A 25,236-nucleotide genomic window follows, 5' to 3' on the forward strand; every position below is an offset into this window, starting at 1 on the left:
CGCCGGCGGCGTCCCTCATCCACGTGCAAGGAGTGAAGCAATGCAGCCCATCTACACGTTCTCCGATTCCGACAGATCGACCCTCCAGCAGTCGCTGCTGGCGGTCGCCATCGACCCCTACAAGGACTACGACCGCTTCCGCGACGCGATCGCCGCGCTGATCGACAGCGGCGACGTCCCGCAGGGCTTCGTCGACGCGCTCGCCCGCATCCGGCGCGAGCGCGACGAGAAGATCACCTACGCGCACCTGATCTCGAACAACCCGGTCGACGACGAGATCCCCTGGCTCGACCAGGACGACGCGCTCGAGGACAAGTACCGCAAGAAGCTGACGTTCGTCGGCGAGGGCCTGCTCGAGCTGCAGTCGCAGTACCTCGGCTCGCCGCTGCTCGCGTACGCCACCCGCAACAACGGCGACTTCTTCCAGGACGTCTACGCCGACAACCGCTTCTCGAACACCCAGACGCAGAAGACCGACGGCGAGCTGTACTGGCACAACGAGCGGACCGCGCACCCGGTGCGCGCCGACTTCATCTCGCTCCTGGGACTGCGCACGCCCGAGACCGACCTCGTCTACACGAAGTACGTCGACGGCCGCGAGATCCTGCGCTTCATCTCACCCGAGAACCAGGCGCTCCTGCGCGAGGCGGTCTACATCACCCCGTTCGACGAGCTCTCGCGCGCCCAGAACAAGAACCAGATCGTGTCGGACCAGCACGCTCTGCTCGAGAACGAGCACAGCTTCCGCTACTACGACACCCGGACGGTGCCGGCCGACCCGGACGACCTGCCGCACCTGTGGGCGCTCTGGCAGTTCCGCGATGCGCTCTCGAAGGTCAGCGAGCAGTACCACCGGATCCGCGACGCGGACCTGCTGATCATCGCGAACCAGGACGGCCTGCACAGCCGTCAGCTCGTCGACGTCCAGGACCGCGACAAGACCCGCTTCCGCTGGCTGCTGAAGACGTACTCGTTCCGCGACGCGGCGACCGCGGACCGCCACTCCGACTACTGGCTCGACGGCGTCCGCGGCCGAGTCACCGACTGAGAGAGAAGGAGAACGACATGACCGATCTGACCAGGAGCACGCCCCCGCACCCGCTCGACTTCCTGCCCGCGACGGCGCCCCTGGAGGTGTCCAGCGACGACGTGACCGACGGCGAGCGGCTCGCCGAGGCCCAGGGGAGCGGCGACACCAGCCCGTCCCTGCGCTGGAGCGCCGGCCCCGAGGGCACGCAGTCGTACGCCGTGACCGTGTTCGACCCCGATGCGCCGACCCTCGGCGGCATCCACCACTGGGTCCTGGTCGACATCCCGAAGGAGGTCACCGAGCTGGCCGCCGGCTCGACGGAAGTGGGGCGCCCGGCGCTCAACGACCTCGGGTCGCTCGCCTACGCCGGTGCGGCCCCGCCGCCCGGTGACCGCCCGCACCGCTACCTCTTCACGGTGCACGCGCTCGGAGTGCCGACGCTGCCGGTCGACGAGTCGACTCCGGCCTCGCTGGTCGGCTTCCATCTGACCGTCAACACGCTCGCGCGAGGCTCGCTCACGGCCCTCGCCTGAGCCGTCCCGTCGGCGCGCGCGGCGCGGACGGGCGCGCACCGGGCACCGGAGTCGATCCGGAGCCCGGTGCGCGTCCGTTCGCGGCATCACCGCCGCGGACGACGGGAGGCGATCCGCTAGGCTTCCGCTCGGCCAGGGCCCCGCCCATGGCGTCTCTGGACACCACGAAAGGGAAAGAATGACCAGCACGACGGTGATCGAATGGCGTGAGCAGGCTCCTGCGGAAGCGGTGGACGCGCTCTACGCCCCCGGTGGACTGGTCGTCTGCGCGACCAAGGTCGGCTACATCCTGATGACGACCGACGGAGCGGGCCTCGAGCGCAAGTTCTCGGCCAAGCAGCGCAACCGCAACAAGCCGGGCGTCGTGCTCTGCTCCAGCATCGAGCAGCTCACCGAGCTCGCCGAGCTCAACGAGGAGGTCCTCGCCTTCTACCAGAAGCACTGGGACCAGGACGTCCTGCTCGGCTGCATCCTCCCGTGGAAGGCCGAGGCCGTCGACCTGATCGACGAGGACGCCCGCGAGCTGGTCCGCGACGGACGGGGCACCAGCTGCTTCGTCATCCGCTTCGGCCGCCCGGCCGAGCAGCTGGTCGCCACCATGTGGGAGCGCGACCGCACCCTCACCTTCGCCAGCTCGGCCAACCCCTCGGGCGTGGGCAACCGCGGCCGCGTCGCGAACATCGGCGAGCGGATCGAGAACGAGGCCGACGTCATCGTCTCGGCCGACTCCTACGTCTCCTCGATCCAGCCGGACAAGGACGAGGACTCCCGCCACGAGCAGGGCGTCATGGTCTCGATGGTGGACGCCTCGGGCGCCCTCATCCCGGTGCAGGGCGGCGAGCGCTCAATCACCCCGGGTCCCGTGCTCATCCGCCGCGGGCTCGACTACGAGCGCATCATGCTGAACCTCGCCGAGCAGTTCAACTCCTGGGACTACCGCCAGGGCGAGTACTACTGATCCGCTAGCGGATCGCGACGACGGCCGGGCCGGGGCTCACCCCCGACCCGGCCGTCGTCGTCCCCGGCGTCAGAGCTCCAGCACGTCGCCCGGCTCGAGGGCGTGGTACTCGCCGCCGCCCTCGCGCACCGCCCAGCCGAGCCGGTCGTGGCCGAGCGAGCGCCCCGCCTCCGAGAGCACCTGCTCGTGGGTCGCGAAGGCGTGCCGCGGGGCGAGCTCGAGCACGTAGTCCATCGCCTCGGCGATCTTCATCCACGGTGCTCCCGAGGGAGCAGCGAGAATCTCGACATCGACGCCCTCCGGCACTGTGAACGAGTCGCCGGCGTAGTAGACCCGGCCGTTCACCAGGACGCCCACGTTGTCGATCACGGGGATGCTGCGGTGGATCACCGCGTGACGGGAGCCGAAGAAGCGCAGCTCGAACGGGCCCACCGTCACGACATCGCCGTCGGCGACCGTCTCGACGTCGAAGCCCTCGGCGGCGGCGGCGACCCCGGCCGGGCCGAGGATCCGCAGCGACGGGGCCGCGTCGCGCAGGCGCTGCAGCTGCTCCGGGGTCCAGTGGTCGGCGTGCTCGTGGGTGAGCACCACGGCGACGGTGTCGGTCGTCCCCTCGACGGGCCGGGTGAAGGACCCCGGATCGATCACCAGCCGGGCGCCGTCCTCCTCGATCAGGACGGCGGCGTGCTCGAGTTTCGTCAGTCTCATGCCCCGAGCCAACCGCCTCGGCGGGCGGCGGGCAAGGCCGGGGCCGAGCGGAGACCGGACGGGCCGGGCGCTCGATTTGCGTCGATGCGGATCCGTGTGCAACACTCTTCGAGTTGCAAAAACGCGGCCCCATCGTTTAGCGGCCTAGGACGTCGCCCTCTCACGGCGGTAACGCGGGTTCAAATCCCGCTGGGGTCACCACGGCAACACGAGAAGAACCCCCGGTCTGACCGGGGGTTCTTCTCGTTTAACACCCGGGTGCTCGCCACGCGGCACCCGCTCGACGCATCGCGCCGATCGCCTCGTTCCCGCTCCGCCTCCCCGGGGCCGCATCCCGCCGGATCGGCGCTAGGATCGCATCCGCGAAGGGGAGTATCCCGCCTTTCCGCTCCCGTCAGTACGCACCGCCCCTGCGCGGCGCCGGGGGCGGAACGGGTGACGCGGACCGGCACGGCCGTCCGCTCCCCGGGGAGAGACTTTCGGCCCCCACCCACTCGGAAGGCCCTCATGCTCGATCTGCCCGTCTGGTTCGTTATCGGCTCGTTCGTCGTCCTGAGCCTGATCCTCGCCGCCGACCTGCTGCTGGTCTACAAGCGCCCGCACGTGCCGAGCCTGAAGGAGTCGGGGCTGTGGGTCGGCTTCTACGTGTCGCTGGCGCTCGTGTTCGCGCTGCTGATGCTGATCCTCGGCGGCGGCGAGCTGGCCGGCCAGTTCGTCGCAGGCTGGCTGACCGAGTACAGCCTCTCGGTCGACAACCTGTTCGTCTTCGTCATCATCATGGGCCGCTTCGCGGTGCCGGCGAAGCTCCAGCAGGAGGTGCTGATGGTGGGCATCATCATCGCGCTGGTCTTCCGCGGCGTCTTCATCCTGCTCGGCGCGCAGCTCATCGAGAGCTTCAGCTGGATCTTCTACCTCTTCGGCGCGTTCCTGGTCTACACGGCCTGGAACCAGGCGTTCGGCGCGGAGGACGAGGACGAGGGCACCGACAACCTGCTCATCCGGCTCCTGCGCCGCCGCGTCAAGATCTCGGACTCGTTCGACGGCTCCAGGATCCGCACCACGATCGACGGCACGCGCCACTTCACGCCGATGCTGATCGTGTTCCTCGCGATCGGCTCGACCGACCTGCTCTTCGCGCTCGACTCGATCCCGGCGATCTTCGGCATCACCGAGAGCCCCTTCATCGTGTTCACCGCGAACGTCTTCGCGCTGATGGGGCTCCGCCAGCTCTACTTCCTGCTCGGCGGGCTGATCGACAAGCTCGAGTACCTCAAGTACGGGATCGCGTTCATCCTCGCCTTCATCGGCGTGAAGCTCGTCCTGCACGCCCTGCACGAGAACGACCTGCCCTTCCTCAACGGGGGCGAGCCGGTGCCGGTGTGGGACATCGACACGATCACCTCGCTCGTGGTCATCGTGCTGAGCATGACCGTGGCGACGCTGGCGAGCCTGGCGAAGATGCGCCGCGAGCACCGCCACATCCAGCTGCACGACGGGCACCCCGAGGTCGTCGCGGACGACGCCCGGTCCTCCGCCGAGGAGAAGTGATCCCGCGATGACGACGACCACGGTCGACCTGCCCCAGGGGGCGCTGCGGCTCGCCGTCAGCAGCAGCACCGACGTCGGCGCCGTCCGCCGTGTCAACGAGGACGCCCTCCTCGCCGACGAGCTGCTCCTGGCAGTCGCGGACGGGATGGGCGGGCACGCACGAGGGGACCTCGCGAGCGCAGCCGCCGTCGAGGCGCTGCGCGAGAACCGGCCGACGAGCCTGGGTCCGGTGGACGCGGTGTTCGACCTGGTGGAGGGCGCCAACACGGCCGTGCGCGCGCTCGACGTGGGCGGTGCGCTCTGCGGCACGACGCTGACCGGGCTGATGCTCGTGCTCCCCGAGCCCGCGGGCCCGGCCCGCTGGGCGCTGTTCAACGTCGGGGACTCCCGCGTCTACCGCTGGGACGGTGCCGAACTCCAGCAGCTGACGGTGGACCACTCCGCCGTGCAGGAGCTCGTCTCGGCCGGCCTGCTCACCCCCGAGTCGGCGGAGTCGCATCCCGACCGCAACATCGTCACCCGCGCCCTCGGCGCCGACGAGGAGGTCGAGACGGACGTCTGGACGCTGCCCGTCGTGCCGCGCGCCAGCTACCTGCTCTGCTCCGACGGGCTGACGAAGGAGCTCTCCGACCAGCGGATCGCCGCCCTGTTCGCCCGCCGCGACTCCGGCGACCCTGCCGACCTCGCTCAGGCGCTCGTGCGTGCGGCGGTCGAGGCCGGCGGACGGGACAACGTCACCGTCGTCGTCGTCGACGCCGTGCTCGACGCCCGCGCCTGAGCCGGGCGACTCCGTGCCGCGCCCGCCCGGGAGGCGGGGGAGCGCGGTGCTATTCTCGGTCCATGCTGAGTGGCCCGCACCTCCTTCCGTGCCGCGACGAGACCTCGAACTGACGGCCTCCCTCGTCGCGGTGCCTCGCCCGGCCGAGCAGCGACTCCAGGAGGAGAAGGAACCGTCATGATCGAGACCACACCCGGCACAGCCGCGCCCGCGTCGAGTGGAGCAGGGACCGGCAGGAGAGCCGAGAAGCCGCGCACCCTCGCCGAGAAGGTCTGGGACGACCACGTCGTCGTCGCGGGCGAGAACGGCGCTCCCGACCTGCTCTACATCGACCTGCACCTGCTGCACGAGGTGACCAGCCCGCAGCCGTTCGACGGCCTGCGTGCCGCGGGGCGCCCGCTGCGCCGGCCGGACCTCACCATCGCCACCGAGGACCACAACACGCCGACCCTCGAGATCGGACGCCCCATCGAGGATCCGATCAGCCGCACCCAGATCGACGCGCTGCGCCGCAACGCCGGCGAGTTCGGCGTCCGCCTGCACTCCCTGGGCGACGTCGAGCAGGGCATCGTGCATGTCGTCGGCCCCCAGTTGGGCCTGACGATGCCCGGCGTCACGGTGGTCTGCGGCGACTCGCACACCTCCACGCACGGCGCGTTCGGCGCGATCGCCTTCGGCATCGGCACGAGCGAGGTCGAGCACGTGATGGCGACGCAGACGCTGCCGCTGCAACCCTTCAAGACGATGGCGATCACGGTCGAGGGCACGCTGAAGGAGGGGGTGACGGCCAAGGACATCATCCTCGCGGTCATCGCCCGCATCGGCACCGGCGGCGGCCAGGGCTACATCCTCGAGTACCGCGGCTCCGCGATCCGCGCGCTCTCGATGGAGGGCCGGATGACGATCTGCAACATGTCGATCGAGGCGGGTGCGCGGGCCGGCATGGTCGCGCCGGACGAGACGACCTTCGCCTACCTGCACGGCCGCCCGCACGCTCCGGCGGGCGAGGACTGGGACGCCGCGGTCGCCTACTGGCGGACGCTGCCGAGCGACGAGGGCGCCGTGTTCGACGCCGAGGTCGTGATCGACGCCGACGCGCTCGAGCCGTTCGTCACCTGGGGCACGAACCCCGGCCAGGGCGTCTCGCTCTCGCAGGCGGTACCGGACCCTGACGTCCTCGACGATCCGAACGAGCGCGCCAGCGCTCTGCGAGCGCTGGAGTACATGGCGCTGGAGCCCGGCACGCCGATGAAGGAGATCCCGGTCGACGTGGTCTTCATGGGCTCCTGCACCAACTCGCGGATCGAGGACCTGCGGGCCTTCGCTGCCGTCGTCGAGGGGCGCACCAAGGCCCCCGGCGTCCGCGTGATGGTCGTCCCCGGCTCCGCCCGGGTGCGGCTCGAGGCCGAGGCCGAGGGGATCGACCGGATCGTCACCGCGTTCGGCGCGGAGTGGCGCTTCGCCGGCTGCTCGATGTGCCTCGGGATGAACACCGACCAGCTCGTCCTGGGGGAGCGCGTGGCCTCCACGTCCAACCGCAACTTCGAGGGTCGTCAGGGCAAGGGGGCGAAGACCCACCTCGTCTCGCCCCTCGTCGCCGCGGCCACGGCCGTGCGCGGCACCCTCTCCAGTCCCTCCGATCTGGAGCCGGTCCGCGAGAGAGCAGGAGTCTGACCGTGCAGAAGTTCGAGACCGTCACCGCGATCGCCGCGCCCCTGAAGCGCGCCAACGTCGACACCGACCAGATCCTCCCCGGCATCTACCTCCGCCGCATCACGAAGACCGGCTTCGAGGACGCGCTCTTCCACGGCTGGCGGCAGGACGCGGACTTCGTCCTCAACCAGGAGCGCTACCGCGGCGCCGGCATCCTCGTCGCCGGCCCCGACTTCGCCATCGGCTCCAGCCGCGAGCACGCCGTCTGGGCGCTGCGCGACTTCGGCTTCCGGGTCGTCATCTCCCCCCGCTTCGGCGACATCTTCCGGGGCAACGCCGGCAAGCAGGGACTGCTCGCGGCCGTCGTCTCGGAGCCCGACGTCGAGCGGCTGTGGGAGATCATCGAGGGCACCCCGGGAATAGAACCGACGGTGGATCTGGTTGCGCGTACGGTCACCGCCGGTGGCGAGACCTTCGACTTCGAGATCGACGACTACACTCGATGGCGCCTGATCGAGGGCCTGGACGACATCGGCCTGACCCTGCGCGACGAAGCGCTCATTTCCGAATTCGAGACCCGCCGCGAGAGCTGGCGGCCCAAGACATTGCCGGTGAAATAGCGTGAACACACTTCTTCAGGACGCCAAGGCCCTGCAGGACGCCAAGGCCTCGGGAGCCCGCGTGGGGATGACGACCGAGCGGATCACCATCAACGGCGGGCGACCGCTGGTGGGCCGGATCGAGCTCAAGGGGGCCAAGAACCTGGTCACCAAGGCGATGGTCGCGGCGCTGCTCGGCGAGACCGCCTCCACCCTCCGCGACGTGCCCGACATCAGCGACGTCCGCGTCGTGAAGGGCCTGCTCGAAGTCCACGGCGTCAAGGTGAAGCAGGGCGCCGAGGTGGGCGAGCTGATCCTCGACCCCTCCAACGTCGAGTCCGCGCACTTCGCCGACATCGACGCGCACGCCGGCTCCAGCCGCATCCCGATCCTCTTCTGCGGCCCGCTGCTGCACCGCCTGGGCGAGGCGTTCATCCCCGACCTCGGCGGCTGCCGCATCGGCGACCGCCCGATCGACTACCACCTCGAGGTGCTGCGCAACTTCGGCGCCGTCGTCGAGAAGCTGCCCTCGGGCATCCGGATGTCGGCACCCGAGGGCCTGCACGGCGCCAAGGTGTCGCTGCCCTACCCGAGCGTCGGAGCGACCGAGCAGGTCCTCCTGACCGCGGTGCGCGCCTCCGGCATCACCGAGCTCTCGGGCGCGGCGATCGAGCCCGAGATCATGGACCTGATCAACATCCTGCAGAAGATGGGCGCCATCATCTCGGTCGACACCGACCGCGTGATCCGCATCGAGGGCGTGGACCGGCTCACCGGCTACTCCCACCGCGCGCTCTTCGACCGCAACGAGGCGGCCTCCTGGGCGGCTGCGGCCCTCGCGACCGACGGCGACATCTTCGTCGGCGGCGCCCGCCAGCAGGAGATGACCACCTTCCTCAACGTCTTCCGCAAGGTCGGCGGCGCGTTCGAGATCGCCGAGGACGGCATCCGCTTCTACCACCCGGGCGGCGAGCTCAAGCCGGTCATCATCGAGACCGACGTGCACCCCGGCTTCATGACCGACTGGCAGCAGCCGCTGGTCGTGGCGCTCACGAAGGCCAAGGGCGTCTCGATCGTGCACGAGACCGTCTACGAGCAGCGCTTCGGCTTCGTCGACGCGCTCGTCGAGATGGGCGCGACCATCCAGATCCACCGCGAGTGCCTCGGCGGGCAGGCCTGCCGCTTCGGGCAGCGCAACTTCATGCACTCGGCCGTGATCTCGGGACCCTCGAAGCTGCACGGCGCCGACATCGTCGTGCCGGATCTGCGCGGCGGCTTCTCGCACCTGATCGCGGCGCTCTCGGCCGAGGGCACCTCGACGGTCTCGAACGTCGGCATCATCAGCCGCGGCTACGAGAACTTCCTCACCAAGCTCGAGCTGCTGGGCGCCGACTTCTCGCTCGACGCGTAGCCGCCCACCGGGACCCCGGTGCCGCGGAGGACGACCGTCCTCAGCGGCCCGGGGTCCTGTCGCGCCCGGGCGCGCCCCACGCGGGCGGTTCCGCGTCCTCCTCCAGGCGTCCCCGGATCCGCTTCTCGAGGAGCGCGAGCGTCGTCTCCGGCGCGGGCCGGAGGCCCAGCGGTCCGGGCGACTCGACCAGGACCAGCGTGAGGCGTCCGCGCCGCGTGCCGGCCAGGACGACCTCGAGGGCCTCGCGCGGACGCAGGCCCACCAGCACCCACCGCCGCTCCAGCCGCGCGATCCGCGCCCAGGGCACGACGACGCCCCAGTCGCCGAAGGAGACGGTCAGTCCCCGGCGGCGCGGCACGACCACCGCGTAGGGCCGCAGCGTCGGCAGCGGGAACCGCGGCTCGACACGACGGAGGCCCGCTCCGAGCCGGCCGCGTCCGAGGACCGCGACGCCGCCGGTCGCCTCCGCCTCGACGTGGGCGAGCGGTGCCACCGCCACGCGCCAGAGGGCGTCGACCCCGCCGATCACGAGGGCGACGGCCGCCGAGCCGCCGACGAGGACCGCGAGCGTCAGCAGGAGGCCGTCGCCGAGCGCGGCCGCGTCGCGTCCGGCCTGCGTGGCGAGCAGCACGACTCCCCACACGAGCAGGAGCACCAGGCCGGACTGCGCGATCGGCGAGTCGGCGAGGCGGCCGAGCGTTCGGCCGACGGCGTCCCACGGCGACGGGCGGCGACGCGGACGGGGCGTGCCGGTACCGTACCCGGCGGCCGGGCCGCTCCTCCCACCGCGGGGCCCCGCTGCTCCCGGGCGTGGGGACGCGGCCCCTCCGATGCGGGATGCGAGGATGGGCGGGTGTCTGAGCGAAGCCGTCCGTCCATCTTCTGGTTCCTCGCGGCGGCGGTGATCCCCGTGATGACCGCCTCGGTCGACCTGCGGATCCGGAACGGCGACAAGATCCCGAGCACCGGAGCCTTCGTGTTCGCGCCGAACCACTACAGCGAGATCGACCCGATCATCACGGGCTGGACCCTGTGGCGCGCCGGCCGCGCACCGCGCTTCCTCGCCAAGGCCTCGCTGTTCTCGGTGCCCGTGCTCGGCTCGATCCTGCGCGGCTCCGGGCAGATCCCCGTCGAGCGCTCGGGCTCGGTCCGCGGCAGCGAGCCGCTGAAGACCGCCAAGGCTCTCGTGGACGGGGGCCGCTCGGTCATCATCTACCCCGAGGGCACCCTCACCCGCGACCCCGAGCTCTGGCCGATGCGCGGCAAGACGGGAGCGGTGCGGATGGCGCTGCAGTACGGCCTGCCTGTCGTTCCGGTCGCGCACTGGGGCGCGCAGCAGCTGATGGGCCGCTACTCCAAGCGGATCACCCTCTTCCGCCGCAAGCGCGTCGACGTGATCGTCGGCGACCCCGTCGACCTGTCCGCCTTCCGCGGACGCAGCCTCGACTCCGCCACACTCAACGAGGCCTCCGCGGTCGTGATGGCGGCGATCACCGCCCTGCTCGAGGAGCTGCGCGGCGAGGCGGCGCCCGAGAAGCGCTGGAACCCCTCCGAGCACAACCAGAAGGGCACGGGTCGCTTTGAGTCCGAGCAGTAGGAAGGCGCCCATCCCCGTGCCCCGCCGCGTCGCCGTCCTCGGCGCCGGCAGCTGGGGCACCACGTTCGCGAAGATCCTCGCCGACGGCGGCTCCGACGTCGTGATGTGGGCGCGCCGCGCCGAGCTGGCCCGCGAGATCACCGAGGCCAAGCGCAACAGCGACTACCTCCCCGGCATCAACCTCCCGCGCAACATCCGGGCCACGCCGCGCATCGAGGAGGCGCTGGAGGGCGCGGACCACGTCTACCTCTCCATCCCGTCGCAGTCGCTGCGGAGCAACCTCGAGGCGATCACGCCGTTCCTCACCGAGCGCACGGTGCTGGTGAGCCTGATGAAGGGCGTCGAGAAGGGCACCGGCCAGCGGATGAGCGAGGTGATCGCGCAGATGCTGCCGGTTTCTCTCGACCGGATCGCCGTCGCCTCCGGGCCCAACCTCGCCCTCGAGATCGCCAAGGAGCAGCCGACCGCGGCGGTCATCGCCTCCGAGAGCCTCGTCACCGCGCAGGAGGTGGCTCTCGCGGCGACCAACCGCTACTTCCGCTCCTACGTCAACACCGACGTGATCGGCACCGAGTTCGGCGGCGTGCTGAAGAACCTCATCGCCGTGGCGATCGGCATCGTCGACGGCGTCGGCTACGGCGAGAACACGAAGGCATCGATCATCACGCGCGGTCTCGCCGAGATGACCGACTTCGCGGTCGCGTACGGCGGACGGGCCGAGACGATGGCCGGACTCGCTGGGCTCGGCGACCTCATCGCGACGTCGAGCTCGTCCCTCTCGCGCAACAACACGGCCGGGCGCCTGCTCGGCCAGGGCTACAGCTTCACCGACGTGGTGAAGTCGATGCAGCAGACGGCGGAGGGGCTCGCCTCCGTCGCGCCGGTCCTCGAGCTGGCGCGCGCCAGGGGAGTCGACATGCCCATCGTCGAGCAGGTGTCGCAGGTGCTCGCCGGTACGCTCGATCCGAAGGACATCGCGCCGCACCTGACCACGGATTCGGACGAGCCACAGGGTGAGAGGAACCTCGATGACCAGCAAGCTCCGCGTGGCCGTTCTGTTCGGGGGGCGCTCCAGCGAGCACTCGATCAGCTGCGCAACGGCGGCCGGGGTGCTGCGGGCGATCGACCGTGACCGCTTCGAGGTGATCCCCGTCGGGATCACCTCCGACGGCGCCTTCGTGCTCGAGGAGGACCGTCCTGAGAAGTTCGCTCTCGACGCCGCGTCGCTGCCCCGCGTCGAGGACGACGGCTCCCGTGTGCGCTGGCCGGAGTCGGCCCTCTCGCGAGAGCTCACCGTGACGACCGAGGACGGCGCGACGCGCTCGCTCGGCGAGGTCGACGTGGTGCTGCCGATCCTGCACGGCCCGTGGGGCGAGGACGGCACCGTCCAGGGGATGCTCGAGCTCGTCGGCCTGCCCTACGTCGGCTCGGGCGTGCTCGCGTCGGCGCTCGGCATGGACAAGCACTTCACCAAGACGGTGCTGCAGGCCGCGGGCCTCGCGGTGGCGCCCTGGTACCTCGTGACCGAGGCGGAGTGGCGCGCCGACCCGGGCGACGCCTCCTCGGCCCTCGACGAGCTGGGCCTGCCCGCGTTCGTGAAGCCGGCGCGGGCCGGCTCGAGCGTGGGCGTCAGCCGGATCGACGAGCGCGAGCAGCTCGAGGCCGCGCTGGAGGAGGCGTTCGCGCACGACTCGCGGGTGCTGATCGAGTCGGGCATCGTCGGCCGCGAGGTCGAGATCGGCGTGCTCGGCGGCCGCCGCGGTGCTCCGGCCCGCGCCTCCGTCGCCGGCGAGGTGGTCGTCTCCGGCCGCGGCTTCTACGACTTCGAGGCGAAGTACCTCGGGGCGTCCGGCATCGAGCTGGTCTGCCCTGCCGACCTCACGGACGGCGAGCTCTTCGAGATGCGGTCCCTCGCGATCCGCGCCTTCGACGCGATCGGAGCCGAGGGCCTCGCCCGGGTCGACTTCTTCCTCACCGCCGACGGCTTCGTCGTCAACGAGATCAACACCATGCCCGGCTTCACGCCGGTCTCGATGTTCCCGCGCATGTGGGGCGCGAGCGGCGTGGACTACCCGGACCTGATCAGCGAGCTGCTCGACTCGGCGCTCGACCGCGTCCCGGTCGCCGCCCGATGACGTCGGCGCTCGCGCTCCGCGTCGAGGCGGGCGCGGCCGCGGCGCCCTTCGAGCAGATCCGTGAGCAGATCACCGCTCTGATCGCCGCGGGCGAGCTGCCGGTCGGCACGCGGCTGCCGCCGGTGCGCGCGCTGGCCGAGACGCTGGGCGTCGCCGCGGGGACGGTCGCCCGCTCCTACCGGGAGCTGGAGTCGGCGGGCCTGGTCGAGACGCGCGGCCGGGCGGGCACGGTCGTCGCGGGAGGCGTGGACGCGCTGGAGCGCGAGCTGCAGGCCGCGGCCGCCGTGTTCGCGTCCCGCGCGCGCGAGCTGGGGGCGACCTCCGATGGTGCGCTCACCGCAGCGAGTCGAGCCCTCGGCGTCTGACCGCTGAGACTCAGCCGGTGGGCGTGTCCGTCGGATCGAGGGTGTCGGCGTCCGAGACGTCGGTGCACTCGCGCGTCTGCGGGACGTAGGAGACGGCGTTCGCCAGGTCGAGCGCCGCGGAGGATCCGGACGCGCGGCTCTGGTCGACGGTGATCTCCACCGCGGGATCGCGCCCGTAGGTGGTCAGCGTGTAGATGTCCTCGTCCTTCTGCGTCTCGTCGATGATCCAGTCGACTCCGCTGACGTTCACGCAGAGGTCCGTCGTCGGGCCGGGCACCTCGACTCCGCAGTGGAGGATGACGGCGGCCGGGGTGCCCCAGGCGGCGGTGCCCTGAGCGTTCGTCTCGCGCTCGGGCTGCTCCGCGACCACGTCGGGCAGGCGCACCGAGACCTCCGCGCAGCCGGTGCTCGTCGCATCGGCGGCGGGCTCGAGGGCGACGCTGGCCGAGCAGCCCGAGAGCAGCAGGACGGCGGCGGCGGCGAGAAGGGGGGAGCGGAGTCGGCGGGGGGACATCGCCGTCAACGCTAGCGTGTGAACCATGGCAGAGGATCGGAGTCCCACCCTGGCCGAGCTCAGCGAGGGCGAGGTGCTCGCGAGGGTGCTGGCCCGGCTCGGCGGCCCGGGCGCGGAGACCCTGGTCGGGCCCGGCGACGACTGCGCGGTGCTGCGCGCTCCCGACGGCCGCTTCGTGGTGACCACGGACATGATGGTGCACGGCCCCGACTTCCGGCTGGCCTGGTCGCGCCCGGCGGACCTGGGCTGGAAGGCGGCGGCCTCGAACCTCGCCGACGTCGCGGCGATGGGGGCCCGTCCCACCGGGCTCGTCGTCGCGCTCGCGGCACCCCAGTCGCTGGGCGTCGACGTGCTGGAGGGGATCGCGGGCGGCCTCGCCGCCGGCTGCGCCGCGATGGCGCCGGGATGCGGAGTCGTCGGGGGAGACCTGTCCGCCTCCGCGACACTGACGCTCTCGATCACGGCGTTCGGCTCGCTCGACGGACGACCGCCGGTGCTCCGCAGCGGTGCGAGGCCGGGGGACGTGCTCGCCGTGGCCGGCCCGCTGGGACGAGCGGGGCTCGGGCTGCGCCTGCTGTTCGAGCAGGCGCGGCGGGACGGGGAGCCGTCGGCCGACCTCGCCGACCGGCTCCGCGAGCGGCATCCGTCCCTCCTCGAGGCGCAGCTGCGCCCGACCGCGCCGATCTCCGCGGGCGAGGCCGCGGGCGGGACCGCCACCGCGATGATGGACGTCTCGGACGGCGTGGTGCTCGACGCCCGTCGGATGGCGCGTGCGAGCGGAGTGGCGATCGACCTCGATGCCGCGGCGGTCGACGTGCACGCGCGCGGGCTCACGGGCGTGGAGGGCGTGGACCTCGACCTGGCGAGGGCGTTGGTGCTGGGAGGCGGCGAGGACCACGCGATGCTCGCGTGCTTCCCGCCCGCCGCGGCGCTGCCGGAGGGCTTCGTCCCGCTCGGGGTCGTCCGCGAGGGGGACCCGGAGGTGCGCCTGGGCGGGGTCGCGCTCGAGGGGCGCGGGGGCTGGGACCCGTACCTCGGCTGGGACGGCGCGGCGGGCTGAGGCCGGTCAGCCGGCCGCGGAGGAAGCGGGCGAGACGGGCGACGCCGGTGAAGCCCACCAGATCGTGGTCTCGCCGTAGTCCTTCCTCCGCTCCCGCTCCAGACCCGCGGGCCAGCGCGGCTCCGGGCTGCGGGAGCTCCGCTCCACGACGACCACCGCGTCCTCGCGCAGCAGCGGCAGCACACCGGCGAGATCGGCGGCCAGGTCGTCCTCGCCGAGGTCGTAGGGCGGGTCGAGGAACACCGTGTCCGTATTGAGGGCCGGGGAGCCGTCGAGGAAGGAGCGGACCGAGCCGGTCACCACCTCGATCCTCGGGGCGGGCCGCTTGTTCTTGGCCGCCGCGGTCGCGATCGCCCGTGCGTTCTCGCCCGCGGTCCTCGCAGCCTTCGGGTCGCGCTCGACCAGGACGACCGCGCTCGCTCCGCGGCTGGCCGACTCGAGCCCGAGGGCGCCGGAGCCCGCGTAGAGGTCGACCACCGTCGCGCCGTCGAGGGCGTCCCGGGCCTCGAGGGCCGAGAAGACGGCTTCGCGCACGCGGTCGCTGGTGGGGCGGGTGCCCGCGCGCGGGACCCGGAGGGTGAGCGAGCCGGCGAATCCGGCGATGATCCTGGTCACCGGACCGAGCATAGGGCGGCACCCCTGCCTGCGGCGTCCGGCGGCCGCCGCGCGGCTCCCGCCTGGCGGCACACTGCGAACTCGCGGAACCTGGACCCTTTTCCCGTCAGGACTGCGAGAATCCGTAGCTATGACGTCGCTCGAAGACACCCGCTCCGCTGTCGGCCGCCGAGCGGCTCCCGAGACGCCCCTGACCCGCGAGGAGTTCACGGCGCACTGCGGCGCCGTCCTCGGGAACCTCACCCGCGTGATCGACGGCAAGTCGGCCGAGGTCTCGATGGCGCTGACGGTGTTCCTCGCCGGTGGGCACCTCCTGATGGAGGACGTCCCCGGCACCGGCAAGACGGTCCTGGCGAAGTCGCTGGCGGCCTCGGTCGGCGGCAGCGTCGCGCGCATCCAGTTCACGCCCGACCTGCTCCCCTCCGACGTCACGGGGGTCTCGGTCTACAACCAGGCGACCCGCGACTTCGAGTTCAAGCCGGGCCCGGTCTTCGCGAACATCCTGATCGGCGACGAGATCAACCGGGCCTCGCCCAAGACGCAGTCGGCGCTGCTGGAGTGCATGGAGGAGCGCCAGGTCTCGGTCGACGGCACCACCCACCTCCTCCCGCGCCCCTTCGCCGTGATCGCGACGCAGAACCCGGTCGAGATGGAGGGCACCTACTCGCTGCCCGAGGCCCAGCGCGACCGCTTCATGGCCCGCCTCTCGCTCGGCTACCCCGATGAGCGCGCCGAGCTCGAGATGATCCGCACCCGCGACTCGGCCAGCCCGCTCGAGGAGCTGCGGCCCGTCGTGGGCCTCGCCGAGCTCGAGCGGATGATGGCCTACGTGCGCTCCGTGTACGTGGCACCGCCTGTGCAGGAGTACGTGGTGGCGATCATGCAGGCCACGCGGGTGGACCCCGAGCTGAGGCTCGGGGGGAGCCCGCGCGCCACGCTCCAGCTGATCGCCGCCGCGAAGGCGCTCGCCGCTCTCAGCGACCGCGACTTCGTGGTGCCGGACGACGTGGACGCGCTCGCCGTCCCCGTGCTCGGCCACCGCCTCCTGCCCGCCACCCGCCTCCCCGGCCGCTCCGGCGCCGGATCCTCGCACTCGGTCACGGAGATCGTGCAGCGCATCGTCGCGGCCACCCCCGTCCCCTTCGGCAACCGTGGCGACTGAGGCCCGCCCCGCCGAGACGCCGTCGTCCCGTCTCGGCGGTCTGCCCGCGCTCCGCGGGGTCGCGCTGACGCTGCGCGGCTGGGCGCTCGTTCTGCTGGGCGTCGCGGGAGTGGTGATCGCGCCGCTGACAGAGTTCCGCGAGCTGCTGTTCGTCGGCCTGGTGCTGCTGGGCCTGCCCCTGGGCGCGCTCGTCTCCCTGCTCCTGGCGCCGGCGTCGTTCCGGGTGCAGCGCCGCTTCGCTCCCCAGACCGTCGCGGCCGGCGACGTGGTGGAGGTCGACGTGCTGCTCGAGAACCGCGGCCGCGCCGTCCGCAGCGGGGCCCGCGCCCACGACCGGCTCGAGCGCGTGGAGCGCGGGGTCGTCGTCGGCCGGCCGGTCGCCGAGGGCGTCTTCGGGCTGCCGGGCGTCCCGTCGGGCGGCCGCGTGCGCGCCCGCTACCGTCTGCCCGCCGAGCGGCGCGGGATCCACCGCATCGGCCCGCTGCGCCTGGTGCGCGGCGACGGCCTCGGGCTCGCGCTCCGCGAGAGCGTCGTGGGGGCTGCGCAGCCGTTCGTCGTGACTCCGCGGGTCGTGCCGCTCCAGAGCGACGTCCTGGACGCGCACGGAGCAGGCGGATCGAGCCCGGTCGCGCACGCGACAGCCGGCGCCGGCACGGACGACGTGATCCCGCGCGACTACCGCCCGGGGGACGCCATGCGCCGGGTGCACTGGCGGGCGAGCGCCCGCTCCGGTGAGCTCATGGTCCGCCAGGACGAGCAGAACACCGATCCGCACGCGTGGATCCTCCTCGAGACCCGGGCCGAGCGCGTGCTCGAGCGGCGCGGCGACGACCGGCTCGAGTGGGCGGTGTCGATGACGGCCTCCCTCGCCGTGCACCTGCTCGACCGCGGCTTCGAGACCCACCTCGTCGAGACGGGTGCGGACGGCGAGCCGGAGCACTCGGAGGACGAGCGCGAGGTGGCGCACGACGTGCTGCTGCGCCTGGCCGAGCTGGCGCCCTCGCGCGAGTCGGTCGACGCGGTGACCCGGATCTCGGCCGACATGCGCGACACGGGGGGAGTACGCCCGGTCTTCGCCGTGCTCACCCGACTCCTCGAGTCGGACCTCGACGCCCTCGGCTCCCTGGCCGCGCAGTCGCGCCCCGCGATCGCCTTCGTCGTCGCCGGCACCGCTGAGGAGGAGGCGGCTCTCGCCTCGCTCGGCTGGTACGCGGTGTCCGTCGACCCGAGTGCCTCCGTCGAGGAGGCGTGGGCGCAGGCTCTCGCTCTGCGGGTGGTGGCGTGAGCCGCCGCGTCGAGAGCGATCCGCGCGCCGGGTTGGCTCCTCTGAGCGGTCTGCTCTTCCTCGCGATCACGGCCGCCGCCGCCGGGATCGGGCGGCTCCTCGTCGGCGTCGACTGGCTGGTGCTCCTCGCGAGCGCGGTCGCCGTGGTGCTCGGCGTCCCGGCCGCCGCCCGGGCTCTGCGCGTGCACCCCGTCGTCCCGCCGATCCTCGGCACGCTGACGATGGTCGGCGTGCTGACCGCGATGTTCGTGCCCGGTCGGGCCCTGCTGTTCGTGATCCCCACGCCCGGCGCCGTCGCGCAGGCGGAGGCGCTCGCGCAGGGCGGCTTCCAGTCCATCGCCCAGCAGGGGCTCCCGGCCATCGCCGACGACGGCATCTCGTTCCTCCTGATCGGCGGGGTGGTCGTGCTCGCCTGGGCGGCCGACCTGTTCGCCTTCTCCGTCCGCCTCCCCGCCCTGGCCGGTCTGTTCCCTGCGGCGCTGCTCGCGGTGCCGGCGATCGTGGACCCCTCCGAGGTGTCCTGGGCGAGCCTCGTCGTCACTGCGCTCGCCTACGCGGGCGTGCTCGCCGCCACGGCCGCCCCTCGCCGCCCGAGCGGCCCGAGCGCGGCCGCGGCCGTGCTGCCCGCCTTCGCGGCCGTGACCGTCGTCGTCCTGGGCGCGGGAGTCGTCGCCGGGTCGGCGGCAGGCTACGCGCGCACCACCGCCCCCTCGGGCGTCTCCGGCAGCCTCTTCAACGGCGCGATCGACCCGGTGGTCGCTCTCGGCGCGGACCTGCGCCGCCCGAACCCCGTGACCGTGCTGCGCTACGCCACCGACTCCGACCTGCCCGTCTACCTCCGCGTGCTGACCGTCTCGGACTTCGACGGTGACGACTGGGCGCCGAGCGAGACGGAGCAGACCGCTCCGATCGAGGCGCCGATCGCGCCCGAGGGGCTCTCCGAGAGCGTGCCGCGCGAGGCGGAGGAGGTCGACGTCTCGGTGGAGACGCTGCGGAGCCAGTGGCTCCCCGTGCCGTATCCGGTCTCGTCGCTGACGGGCGTCGGCGACGGCTGGCTCCAGGACGTGCAGGACGGCTCGATCCGCGGCGACGCGACGACCCGCTCCGGAGACGACTACCAGGTGCAGGCGCTGCGGCTCGAGCCCGACCCGCAGCAGCTGCTCGCCGCGCCCGCGCCGTCCGGCGTCGACCGGTACCTCTCGCTCCCCGACGACGTGCCCGAGATCGTCCGCACCACCGCCGAGGAGGTCACGGCGGAGGCTCCGACCGCCTACGACCGGGCGCGCGCGCTGCAGACGTACTTCCGCTCGTCCGAGTTCCGCTACTCCGAGGACACCCCCGCGGAGGAGGGCTACGACGGCGACGGAGTCGGCGTGCTCTCGGCGTTCCTGACGACGAAGGAGGGCTACTGCGTCCACTTCGCCTCGGCGATGGCGGTGATGGCGCGCGAGCTCGGGATCCCGTCGCGGCTCGCCATCGGCTACCAGCCCGGCTCCGTCGTGCCCTCCGGCGGCAGCGACCTGACCACCTACCGCGTCCTCTCCTCCGACCTGCACGCCTGGCCCGAGCTGTACTTCGAGGGAGTCGGCTGGCTGCCCTTCGAGCCGACGCCCAGCCGCGGCGCTCCGGCCTCCTACACCCTGCCGAGCGCGACGGCGTCCTCGGGCCCCACCGCCCCGGGCTCGACCGCGACCACCGCGCCCGGTGCGACCAGCGCTCCCGCCGCGACACCCACTCCGACGGCCGCGTCGGCGACGCCGACCCCCGGTGCCGTCGGCGCCTCGAGCACCACGGCGGCTCCCGCGGCCACGCTCTGGGTGCTGCTCCTGCTGCTCGTGCTCGTCCCCTGGCTGATGCGCGCCGTCCAGCGCGCGCTGCGGCGCCGGTCCGCGCGCTCCGGCTCCGTCGAGGCCGCGTGGGCCGAGCTGCTGGCGACCGCCCGCGACCTGGGCGTCCCCGTGGAGGACACGGAGTCTCCGCGCGCGCAGGAGGCCCGCATGGCTCCCGCCCTCGACCCCGGAGCGGCGGCACGTCTGCAGGGGCTCCGGGAGCGCGTCGAGCGCCGGCGCTACTCGCCGTCCGCGAGCGAGTCGGAGGCGTGGGACGACGCGACCGCCGTGGCCGCCGCGCTCCGCGGCTCCGCGGGTGCCGGTCGTCGGGTGCTCGCGTCGGTCGTGCCGCGCTCGGCGCTGGACCCGGTCGCCCGGCTCGCGCGTCCGAGGTCCGACCTATGATCGCTAGGTGATCCCGGACCCCCTCGACGCCTCGCTCGCGCCGCTGATCGGGCCGCGCACGGCGACCGCGGTCGAGAAGGCCTTCGGGTACCGCACGGTCGGCGAGCTCCTGGGCCACTACCCGCGCCGCTACGCGAAGCGGGGCGAGCTGACGGCGCTCTCGCGTCTCCCCGTGGGAGAGAGCGTGACGATCGTGGCGGAGGTGCGCGAGGTGCGCGAGCGGCCGATGCGCAACCGGCGCGGCACCCTGCTCGAGGTCGTCATCTCGGACGGCTCGGGCACGCTCTCGCTGACGTTCTTCGGACAGCCCTGGCGCGCGGCGAAGCTCCACCGCGGCGTGCGCGGGATCTTCGCGGGCACGGTCTCGATGTTCCGCGACACCCCGCAGCTCACGCATCCCGACTACCGCCTGTTCGACGACGAGGAGGCCGCCGCGACGGAGACGGGAGGCGGTGAGCTCGCGAAGGACTGGGCCGAGCGGCCGATCCCGATCTACCCGGCGACCAGCGCGATCTCGAGCTGGCAGCTCCAGGCCGCGATCGGCGTGCTGCTGGACGGCCTGCGCGACGTGCCCGACCCGATGCCCGAGCAGGTGCGCGCCGGCCGCTCGCTGCTGGGCCTCGGCGAGGCGCTGGAGCTGATCCACCGCCCGCAGCGGGAGGGCGAGGAGGCGCAGGCGCGCGAGACGCTCCGCTTCCACGAGGCGTTCCTCCTGCAGCTCGCCCTGCTCGAGCGCCGGGCCTCGGCGCGCAGCAGCCCCGCGACCGCCCGCGTGCCCGGCCCCGGCGGGCTGCTCGAGCGCTTCGACGCCGCGCTGCCCTTCGCCCTCACCGGCGACCAGACCGCGGTGGGGCACGAGATCGCCGCCGATCTGGCTGCCGAGAGCCCGATGACCCGGCTGGTGCAGGGCGAGGTCGGCTCCGGCAAGACCCTCGTCGCGCTCCGGGCGATGCTCGCCACGGCCGAGAGCGGCGGGCAGGCGGCGCTGCTCGCTCCCACCGAGGTGCTCGCGGGGCAGCACCTCCGCTCGATCGCGAGGACCCTCGGCCCGGAGCTCGCGGCCGAGCTGGTGCCGACCCTCCTCACCGGCGGGCTGGGGGCGGCGCAGCGCCGCGCGGCCCTCCTCCGGATCGTCTCGGGCACGGCGAAGATCGTCGTCGGCACGCACGCCCTCCTCGGCGACGCGGTGTCCTTCTACGACCTGGGCCTCGTCGTGATCGACGAGCAGCACCGCTTCGGCGTGGACCAGCGGGACGCCCTGCGCCGGAAGGGCGCCACCCCGCCGCACGTGCTGGTGCTGACGGCCACGCCCATCCCGCGGACCGTCGCCATGACGGTCTTCGGCGATCTCGACACCTCGACCATCCGCGAGCTGCCCGCCGGGCGCCCCGGCATCACGAGCCACGTGGTCCCGCTCGCCGACCACCCCGCGTGGATCGCGCGGGCCTGGGAGCGCGCCGAGGAGGAGATCCGCTCGGGGCACCAGGTCTACCTCGTCTGCCCGGCGATCGAGCCGGGGGAGCCCGCCGAGGGCGCGCAGCCGCCCGAGGAGGACGCCGCCGCGCCGCTCACGACCGTCGCGGCCACGCTGGAGGGCGTGCGCGCGCATCCGCTGCTCGGGAAGCGGCGGTCGGCCGCGCTGCACGGGCGGATGACGACGGAGGAGAAGGACGCCGTGATGCGCTCCTTCGCCGCGGGGGAGATCGACGTCCTGGTGTCGACGACGGTCATCGAGGTCGGCGTGGACGTGCCGAACGCCTCGATGATGGTCGTGCTCGACGCGGAGCGGTTCGGGGTCTCGCAGCTGCACCAGCTCCGCGGGCGCATCGGGCGCGGCGGCGTCGCGGGGGTGTGCCTGTTCGTGACGGCGGCGGAGGCGGGGACGGTCGCGCGCGAGCGGGTGGAGGCGGTCGCCGCGACGCTCGACGGCTTCGCGCTCGCCGAGGTCGACCTCGAGCTGCGCCGCGAGGGCGACGTGCTGGGCGACTCGCAGTCCGGCGGGCGCTCGTCGCTCCGCCTGCTGCGGGTGGTGCAGGACGCCGACGTGATCGTGGAGGCGCGGGCGCTGGCCGAGCGGCTCCTCGCGGAGGACCCGTCGCTCGCCGCGCACGACCGGCTCCGTGCCGCGCTCGAGCGCCGCGTGCAGGACCGCGACCGGGAGTTCCTCGCCAAGAGCTAGGCGGTGCCCGCCCGCTACTCTGTCGGCATGGCCCGCATCGCCGTCGTCCCCGGCTCCTTCGACCCCGTGACCCTCGGTCATCTCGACGTGATCGAGCGGGCTGCGCGCCTGGTCGACGAGCTGCACGTCGTGGTGGTGCACAACCCCGCCAAGACCGCGCTGCTGCCGATCGCCCAGCGCGTCTCGCTCATCGAGCAGTCGATCGCGGAGGCGGGGGTCGAGGGGCGGATCGTCGTCGCCTCGTGGAGCATGGGCCTGCTCGTCGACTACTGCACCGACGTCGGCGCGAGCATCCTGGTGAAGGGCATCCGCTCGCAGGTCGACGTGGCGTACGAGACCCCCATGGCGATCGTGAACCGCAACCTCGCGCACGTCGAGACGGTGTTCCTCCTGCCCGATCCCGCGCACGCCCACGTGTCGAGCTCGCTGGTGAGGCAGGTCTCCTCCCTCGGCGGCGACGTCGCTCCCTACGTGCCGCCCGCGGTCGCCGCGTACCTCGCCGCCGGCTGAGGCGCCGCCGATCGTCCACCCGGGCGATCCCGGGCCGTGGACCCGGGCGCCCGCGGCAGCCGGGAGAATGGACCGGTGAGCGAGACGCGCGTGCAGGCCTGGGCCCTCGACGGCATCCCGGAGGTGACTCCCGGTGACGACCTGCTCGAGCTGATCCTCGCGGCCGTCGCCGCCGCCGCCGAGGAGGACCGGCCCGCGGACGGTGACATCCTCGTGGTCACGAGCAAGATCGTCTCGAAGGCGGAGGGGCGCATCGTCGCCGCGACCGACCGCGAGGACGCGATCACGGCCGAGACCGTCCGCGTCGTCGCCACCCGGGCGCACGGCTCCGGCGTCACCCGCATCGTCGAGAACCGCCTCGGGATCGTCCAGGCGGCGGCCGGAGTCGACGCCAGCAACGTCGCGGAGGGGACGGTCCTCCTCCTCCCCCTCGACCCGGACGCCTCGGCGCGGGCCCTCTGCGCGGGCCTCCGGGAGCGGCTCGGCGTGGAGGTGGGTGTGCTCGTCAGCGACACCCTGGGCCGCGCCTGGCGCGTCGGACAGACCGACGCGGCCATCGGAGCCGCGGGCGTCCTCGTGATCGACGACCTCCGCGGCGGGGTCGACGCCCTGGGGCGCACGCTCGGAGTGACCATGCCGGCCGTGGCGGACGAGATCGCCGCGCTCGGCGACCTGGTGAAGGGCAAGGCGAGCGGTCGCCCCGTCGCCGTCGTCCGCGGGCTCGCCCGCCTGGTGACGGGAGTCGAGAGCCCGGGCGCCCGCACGCTGACCCGCACGGGCCCCGACGACATGTTCCGCCTCGGCGCCGACGAGGCCTTCGCCGAGGGCTTCGCGGCCGGAGCCGCCTCGCGCGAGGAGCGCGCGTGACCGGCTGGAGCGCGGTCGTCGTGTTCAAGGGCCGCGGCGGCTCGAAGACGCGCCTCGACGTGCCGGGCCGCGCGGCGCTGGCCGAGGCGTTCCTCCTGGACACGCTCGCCGCCGTGGCCGCCGCGGAGCCGGTGGCGAGCCTTCTCCTGGTCACCTCCGACGCCGGTGCGGCCGACCGCGCACGGGCGGAGCACCCGCAGCTGGTGGTGGTGCCCGACCCGGGGACCCTCGACGCCGCCGTGTCCGGGGGAGCCGAGGCCGCCCTCCACCGCCGGCCGGGCGCCCCGGTTATCGTGCTGACCGGGGACCTGCCCGCCCTGCTGCCGTCGGACCTCTCCGAGGCGCTCGCGACGCGGTCGCTCCCGGCCGTCGTCCCGGACCGCGAGGGGAGCGGCACCACGGCGCTCCTGCTGGCGGCCGGAGCCCTCGTCGCTCCGGCGTTCGGCCCGGGCTCTCTGGCCCGGCACCGCGACGCGGGCTGCGCCGTCGTCGTGCTGCCAGGCTCGTCGACGCTGAGGCTGGACGTCGACACGCTCGCCGATCTCGGAGACGCGGAGGAGGCCGGCGTCGGCCCGCACACCTCCCGCGCGCTGGCCGCAGCGGCCTGACGCGCAGGGAGTCCGAGCCGCGGACGCGATCAGCCGGCGAGCAGCCCCGCCTCGAACGCCGCCGTCAGGCCCGCGTCGATCGCGAGCGGTGCGCCGTCGACCGAGCGGACGGGGATCGCCCGCCGGGTGCTCGACACCAGCCACGCCGCATCGGCACCGGTGAGCGCCGAGACCGGAAGCTCGCGGCGCGACGACGCGAGCCCGCGGCGCTCGCCCAGCGCGAGGACCCGCTCGACCGTCGTGCCGGCGAGCACGCTGCCCGAGAGCGGCGTCGCGAGCACCCCGTCGCCGAGGAGCACCAGGCTCGACGTCGCCCCCTCGAGGAGCAGCCCGTCGCTCGTGCGCCAGACCACGTCGTCGGCGCACCGGGACGCCGCCTCGCGCAGTGCCGCCCGGGTGACGGCGCCCGACGTGGTCTTGACGCCCGGGAGCAGCCACGGCGCGAGCGGACCGCTCGCGTACCCGCGGTCCAGCACGACGACGGCCGCGCCCTTCTCCCGGAGAGCGCTCGAGTCGGGAGTCGGAGCCGCGCGCACGGTGCACCGGGCGGAGTCGCCCGAGCCGTGGGCGGCGATGAAGCGGACCGTCAGGTCGTCGACCCGATCGTGCTCCGCCACGGCGAGGTCGACCGCTCGGGACCAGAGGGGCGCCTCCGGGATCGTCAGCCCGACGGCCCGGGCCGATCCGGCCAGCCTCTCGAGGTGCTCGCCGAGCGCGCGGGGACGTCCGTCGAGGACCGCGACGGTCTCGAAGACCCCGTCGCCGCGGAGGTAGCCCGCCTCGTCGACGCGGACGAGCGGACCCTCCGGGTCGCGGAGGAGGACGGCGCCGGAGGTGATCTCGACCAGGACGGGGGTGCTCATCCGCCCATCCTGCCCCCGGCGGAG

The 25,236-nt window shown here is 73.2% G+C and carries 25 protein-coding genes and 1 tRNA gene; 21 read left to right on the plus strand and 5 right to left on the minus strand.

Features of this window, described 5'->3' with window-relative positions:
• Positions 1 to 40 precede the first annotated feature (40 nt).
• The 3 genes from C5B95_RS01365 to C5B95_RS01375 all read left to right on the plus strand — a co-directional run bounded on the left by C5B95_RS01365 (position 41) and on the right by C5B95_RS01375 (position 2,521).
• The gene (locus C5B95_RS01365) at positions 41 to 1,048 is read left to right on the plus strand and encodes a TauD/TfdA family dioxygenase (protein WP_104223082.1); all 1,008 of its coding nucleotides are present in this window, start codon (positions 41 to 43) and stop codon (positions 1,046 to 1,048) included.
• A 17-nt stretch (positions 1,049 to 1,065) separates the two neighbouring features.
• Complete coding sequence (locus C5B95_RS01370; protein ID WP_104223083.1) at positions 1,066 to 1,563, plus strand: YbhB/YbcL family Raf kinase inhibitor-like protein; 498 nt, start codon at positions 1,066 to 1,068, stop codon at positions 1,561 to 1,563.
• Between the two features lie 178 nt (positions 1,564 to 1,741).
• A complete protein-coding gene (locus C5B95_RS01375; RefSeq protein ID WP_104223084.1) occupies positions 1,742 to 2,521 on the plus strand; it encodes an L-threonylcarbamoyladenylate synthase in 780 nt (259 codons plus the stop codon).
• Positions 2,522 to 2,590: 69 nt separating this feature from the next.
• On the opposite strand, the gene C5B95_RS01380 is transcribed toward C5B95_RS01375, so the two are convergent.
• Positions 2,591 to 3,229, minus strand: coding sequence for an MBL fold metallo-hydrolase (locus tag C5B95_RS01380; protein WP_104225619.1), 639 nt, complete (start codon positions 3,227 to 3,229; stop codon positions 2,591 to 2,593).
• Between the two features lie 125 nt (positions 3,230 to 3,354).
• On the opposite strand from C5B95_RS01380, the gene C5B95_RS01385 reads away from it, so the two are divergent.
• From C5B95_RS01385 to murA, 6 genes are all read left to right on the plus strand, one after another.
• Positions 3,355 to 3,430, plus strand: a tRNA-Glu gene (locus C5B95_RS01385).
• Positions 3,431 to 3,736: 306 nt separating this feature from the next.
• The gene (locus C5B95_RS01390; protein ID WP_104223086.1) at positions 3,737 to 4,777 is read left to right on the plus strand and encodes a TerC family protein; all 1,041 of its coding nucleotides are present in this window, start codon (positions 3,737 to 3,739) and stop codon (positions 4,775 to 4,777) included.
• 7 nt (positions 4,778 to 4,784) lie between these two features.
• Entirely contained in the window at positions 4,785 to 5,555 is a 771-nt protein-coding gene (locus C5B95_RS01395; RefSeq protein WP_104223087.1) for a PP2C family serine/threonine-protein phosphatase, read from the plus strand.
• Between the two features lie 177 nt (positions 5,556 to 5,732).
• Entirely contained in the window at positions 5,733 to 7,229 is a 1,497-nt protein-coding gene (gene leuC, locus C5B95_RS01400; RefSeq protein WP_104223088.1) for a 3-isopropylmalate dehydratase large subunit, read from the plus strand.
• Between the two features lie 2 nt (positions 7,230 to 7,231).
• Positions 7,232 to 7,828 carry a 3-isopropylmalate dehydratase small subunit gene (gene leuD / locus C5B95_RS01405; RefSeq protein WP_104223089.1) on the plus strand — a complete coding sequence of 199 codons (597 nt, stop codon included), beginning with the start codon at positions 7,232 to 7,234 and terminating at the stop codon, positions 7,826 to 7,828.
• Positions 7,829 to 7,895: 67 nt separating this feature from the next.
• On the plus strand, positions 7,896 to 9,218 hold the full coding sequence (gene murA / locus C5B95_RS01410; RefSeq protein WP_181067970.1) for a UDP-N-acetylglucosamine 1-carboxyvinyltransferase: 1,323 nt from the start codon (positions 7,896 to 7,898) through the stop codon (positions 9,216 to 9,218).
• Between the two features lie 40 nt (positions 9,219 to 9,258).
• On the opposite strand, the gene C5B95_RS01415 is transcribed toward murA, so the two are convergent.
• On the minus strand, positions 9,259 to 9,873 hold the full coding sequence (locus C5B95_RS01415; RefSeq protein ID WP_104348312.1) for a hypothetical protein: 615 nt from the start codon (positions 9,871 to 9,873) through the stop codon (positions 9,259 to 9,261).
• Between the two features lie 198 nt (positions 9,874 to 10,071).
• On the opposite strand from C5B95_RS01415, the gene C5B95_RS01420 reads away from it, so the two are divergent.
• Genes C5B95_RS01420 through C5B95_RS01435 form a run of 4 tightly spaced genes read left to right on the plus strand, consistent with a single transcriptional unit; the run spans position 10,072 to position 13,315 of the window.
• Positions 10,072 to 10,815: a 1-acyl-sn-glycerol-3-phosphate acyltransferase gene (locus C5B95_RS01420; RefSeq protein WP_258059730.1), complete on the plus strand. Its 744-nt coding sequence runs from the start codon at positions 10,072 to 10,074 to the stop codon at positions 10,813 to 10,815.
• A 16-nt stretch (positions 10,816 to 10,831) separates the two neighbouring features.
• Positions 10,832 to 11,947, plus strand: a complete 1,116-nt coding sequence (locus C5B95_RS01425) for an NAD(P)H-dependent glycerol-3-phosphate dehydrogenase (RefSeq protein ID WP_181027083.1) — start codon at positions 10,832 to 10,834, stop codon at positions 11,945 to 11,947.
• Positions 11,844 to 12,950 (plus strand): D-alanine--D-alanine ligase family protein, encoded by a 1,107-nt coding sequence (locus tag C5B95_RS01430; protein WP_104348313.1) that lies wholly within the window; start codon positions 11,844 to 11,846, stop codon positions 12,948 to 12,950. The genes C5B95_RS01425 and C5B95_RS01430 overlap by 104 nt, the downstream gene beginning before the upstream one ends.
• Positions 12,947 to 13,315, plus strand: coding sequence for a GntR family transcriptional regulator (locus C5B95_RS01435; protein ID WP_104223095.1), 369 nt, complete (start codon positions 12,947 to 12,949; stop codon positions 13,313 to 13,315). Before C5B95_RS01430 ends, C5B95_RS01435 begins: the two co-directional genes overlap by 4 nt.
• 10 nt (positions 13,316 to 13,325) lie before the next feature.
• Here the strand turns inward: C5B95_RS01435 and C5B95_RS01440 are convergent, their stop codons facing one another.
• On the minus strand, positions 13,326 to 13,829 hold the full coding sequence (locus C5B95_RS01440) for a DUF3515 family protein (protein ID WP_104223096.1): 504 nt from the start codon (positions 13,827 to 13,829) through the stop codon (positions 13,326 to 13,328).
• A gap of 25 nt (positions 13,830 to 13,854) precedes the next feature.
• Between C5B95_RS01440 and thiL the strand changes: the two genes are divergently transcribed.
• A complete protein-coding gene (gene thiL, locus C5B95_RS01445; protein ID WP_104348314.1) occupies positions 13,855 to 14,889 on the plus strand; it encodes a thiamine-phosphate kinase in 1,035 nt (344 codons plus the stop codon).
• Positions 14,890 to 14,895: 6 nt separating this feature from the next.
• On the opposite strand, the gene C5B95_RS01450 is transcribed toward thiL, so the two are convergent.
• Entirely contained in the window at positions 14,896 to 15,504 is a 609-nt protein-coding gene (locus C5B95_RS01450) for an RsmD family RNA methyltransferase (protein ID WP_104255155.1), read from the minus strand.
• A 130-nt stretch (positions 15,505 to 15,634) separates the two neighbouring features.
• On the opposite strand from C5B95_RS01450, the gene C5B95_RS01455 reads away from it, so the two are divergent.
• From C5B95_RS01455 to cofC, 7 genes are all read left to right on the plus strand, one after another.
• A complete protein-coding gene (locus C5B95_RS01455; protein WP_104225624.1) occupies positions 15,635 to 16,666 on the plus strand; it encodes a MoxR family ATPase in 1,032 nt (343 codons plus the stop codon).
• Positions 16,656 to 17,951 carry a DUF58 domain-containing protein gene (locus C5B95_RS01460; RefSeq protein ID WP_104255128.1) on the plus strand — a complete coding sequence of 432 codons (1,296 nt, stop codon included), beginning with the start codon at positions 16,656 to 16,658 and terminating at the stop codon, positions 17,949 to 17,951. The genes C5B95_RS01455 and C5B95_RS01460 overlap by 11 nt, the downstream gene beginning before the upstream one ends.
• A complete protein-coding gene (locus C5B95_RS01465; RefSeq protein WP_104348315.1) occupies positions 17,948 to 20,185 on the plus strand; it encodes a DUF3488 and transglutaminase-like domain-containing protein in 2,238 nt (745 codons plus the stop codon). Before C5B95_RS01460 ends, C5B95_RS01465 begins: the two co-directional genes overlap by 4 nt.
• 7 nt (positions 20,186 to 20,192) lie before the next feature.
• On the plus strand, positions 20,193 to 22,364 hold the full coding sequence (locus C5B95_RS01470) for an ATP-dependent DNA helicase RecG (RefSeq protein WP_374953798.1): 2,172 nt from the start codon (positions 20,193 to 20,195) through the stop codon (positions 22,362 to 22,364).
• A 27-nt stretch (positions 22,365 to 22,391) separates the two neighbouring features.
• Positions 22,392 to 22,874 (plus strand): pantetheine-phosphate adenylyltransferase, encoded by a 483-nt coding sequence (gene coaD / locus C5B95_RS01475; protein WP_104223138.1) that lies wholly within the window; start codon positions 22,392 to 22,394, stop codon positions 22,872 to 22,874.
• 75 nt (positions 22,875 to 22,949) lie between these two features.
• Positions 22,950 to 23,741, plus strand: a complete 792-nt coding sequence (locus C5B95_RS01480) for a coenzyme F420-0:L-glutamate ligase (protein WP_258059731.1) — start codon at positions 22,950 to 22,952, stop codon at positions 23,739 to 23,741.
• Complete coding sequence (cofC, locus tag C5B95_RS01485) at positions 23,738 to 24,349, plus strand: 2-phospho-L-lactate guanylyltransferase (RefSeq protein ID WP_104225626.1); 612 nt, start codon at positions 23,738 to 23,740, stop codon at positions 24,347 to 24,349. Before C5B95_RS01480 ends, cofC begins: the two co-directional genes overlap by 4 nt.
• Before the next feature lie 29 nt (positions 24,350 to 24,378).
• Here cofC and C5B95_RS01490 read toward each other — a convergent pair whose 3' ends face one another.
• Complete coding sequence (locus tag C5B95_RS01490) at positions 24,379 to 25,212, minus strand: aminotransferase class IV (protein ID WP_104348316.1); 834 nt, start codon at positions 25,210 to 25,212, stop codon at positions 24,379 to 24,381.
• Between the last annotated feature and the right edge of the window lie 24 nt (positions 25,213 to 25,236).

Origin of the sequence: Rathayibacter sp. AY1A7, assembly GCF_002930845.1 — a bacterium.
In the GTDB taxonomy this organism is placed as follows: domain Bacteria; phylum Actinomycetota; class Actinomycetes; order Actinomycetales; family Microbacteriaceae; genus Rathayibacter.

What these genes read in the sequence shown, in the direction of transcription:
- C5B95_RS01395 (WP_104223087.1), top strand. Translation starts at nt 4,785, where the DNA reads ATGACGACGACCACGGTCGACCTGCCCCAGGGGGCGCTGCGGCTCGCC.
- C5B95_RS01365 (WP_104223082.1), top strand. Translation starts at nt 41, where the DNA reads ATGCAGCCCATCTACACGTTCTCCGATTCCGACAGATCGACCCTCCAG.
- C5B95_RS01380 (WP_104225619.1), bottom strand. Translation starts at nt 3,229, where the DNA reads ATGAGACTGACGAAACTCGAGCACGCCGCCGTCCTGATCGAGGAGGAC.
- C5B95_RS01430 (WP_104348313.1), top strand. Translation starts at nt 11,844, where the DNA reads ATGACCAGCAAGCTCCGCGTGGCCGTTCTGTTCGGGGGGCGCTCCAGC.
- C5B95_RS01370 (WP_104223083.1), top strand. Translation starts at nt 1,066, where the DNA reads ATGACCGATCTGACCAGGAGCACGCCCCCGCACCCGCTCGACTTCCTG.
- leuC (WP_104223088.1), top strand. Translation starts at nt 5,733, where the DNA reads ATGATCGAGACCACACCCGGCACAGCCGCGCCCGCGTCGAGTGGAGCA.
- C5B95_RS01390 (WP_104223086.1), top strand. Translation starts at nt 3,737, where the DNA reads ATGCTCGATCTGCCCGTCTGGTTCGTTATCGGCTCGTTCGTCGTCCTG.
- thiL (WP_104348314.1), top strand. Translation starts at nt 13,855, where the DNA reads ATGGCAGAGGATCGGAGTCCCACCCTGGCCGAGCTCAGCGAGGGCGAG.
- C5B95_RS01440 (WP_104223096.1), bottom strand. Translation starts at nt 13,829, where the DNA reads ATGTCCCCCCGCCGACTCCGCTCCCCCCTTCTCGCCGCCGCCGCCGTC.
- coaD (WP_104223138.1), top strand. Translation starts at nt 22,392, where the DNA reads ATGGCCCGCATCGCCGTCGTCCCCGGCTCCTTCGACCCCGTGACCCTC.
- C5B95_RS01455 (WP_104225624.1), top strand. Translation starts at nt 15,635, where the DNA reads ATGACGTCGCTCGAAGACACCCGCTCCGCTGTCGGCCGCCGAGCGGCT.
- C5B95_RS01375 (WP_104223084.1), top strand. Translation starts at nt 1,742, where the DNA reads ATGACCAGCACGACGGTGATCGAATGGCGTGAGCAGGCTCCTGCGGAA.
- C5B95_RS01490 (WP_104348316.1), bottom strand. Translation starts at nt 25,212, where the DNA reads ATGAGCACCCCCGTCCTGGTCGAGATCACCTCCGGCGCCGTCCTCCTC.
- murA (WP_181067970.1), top strand. Translation starts at nt 7,896, where the DNA reads ATGACGACCGAGCGGATCACCATCAACGGCGGGCGACCGCTGGTGGGC.
- C5B95_RS01435 (WP_104223095.1), top strand. Translation starts at nt 12,947, where the DNA reads ATGACGTCGGCGCTCGCGCTCCGCGTCGAGGCGGGCGCGGCCGCGGCG.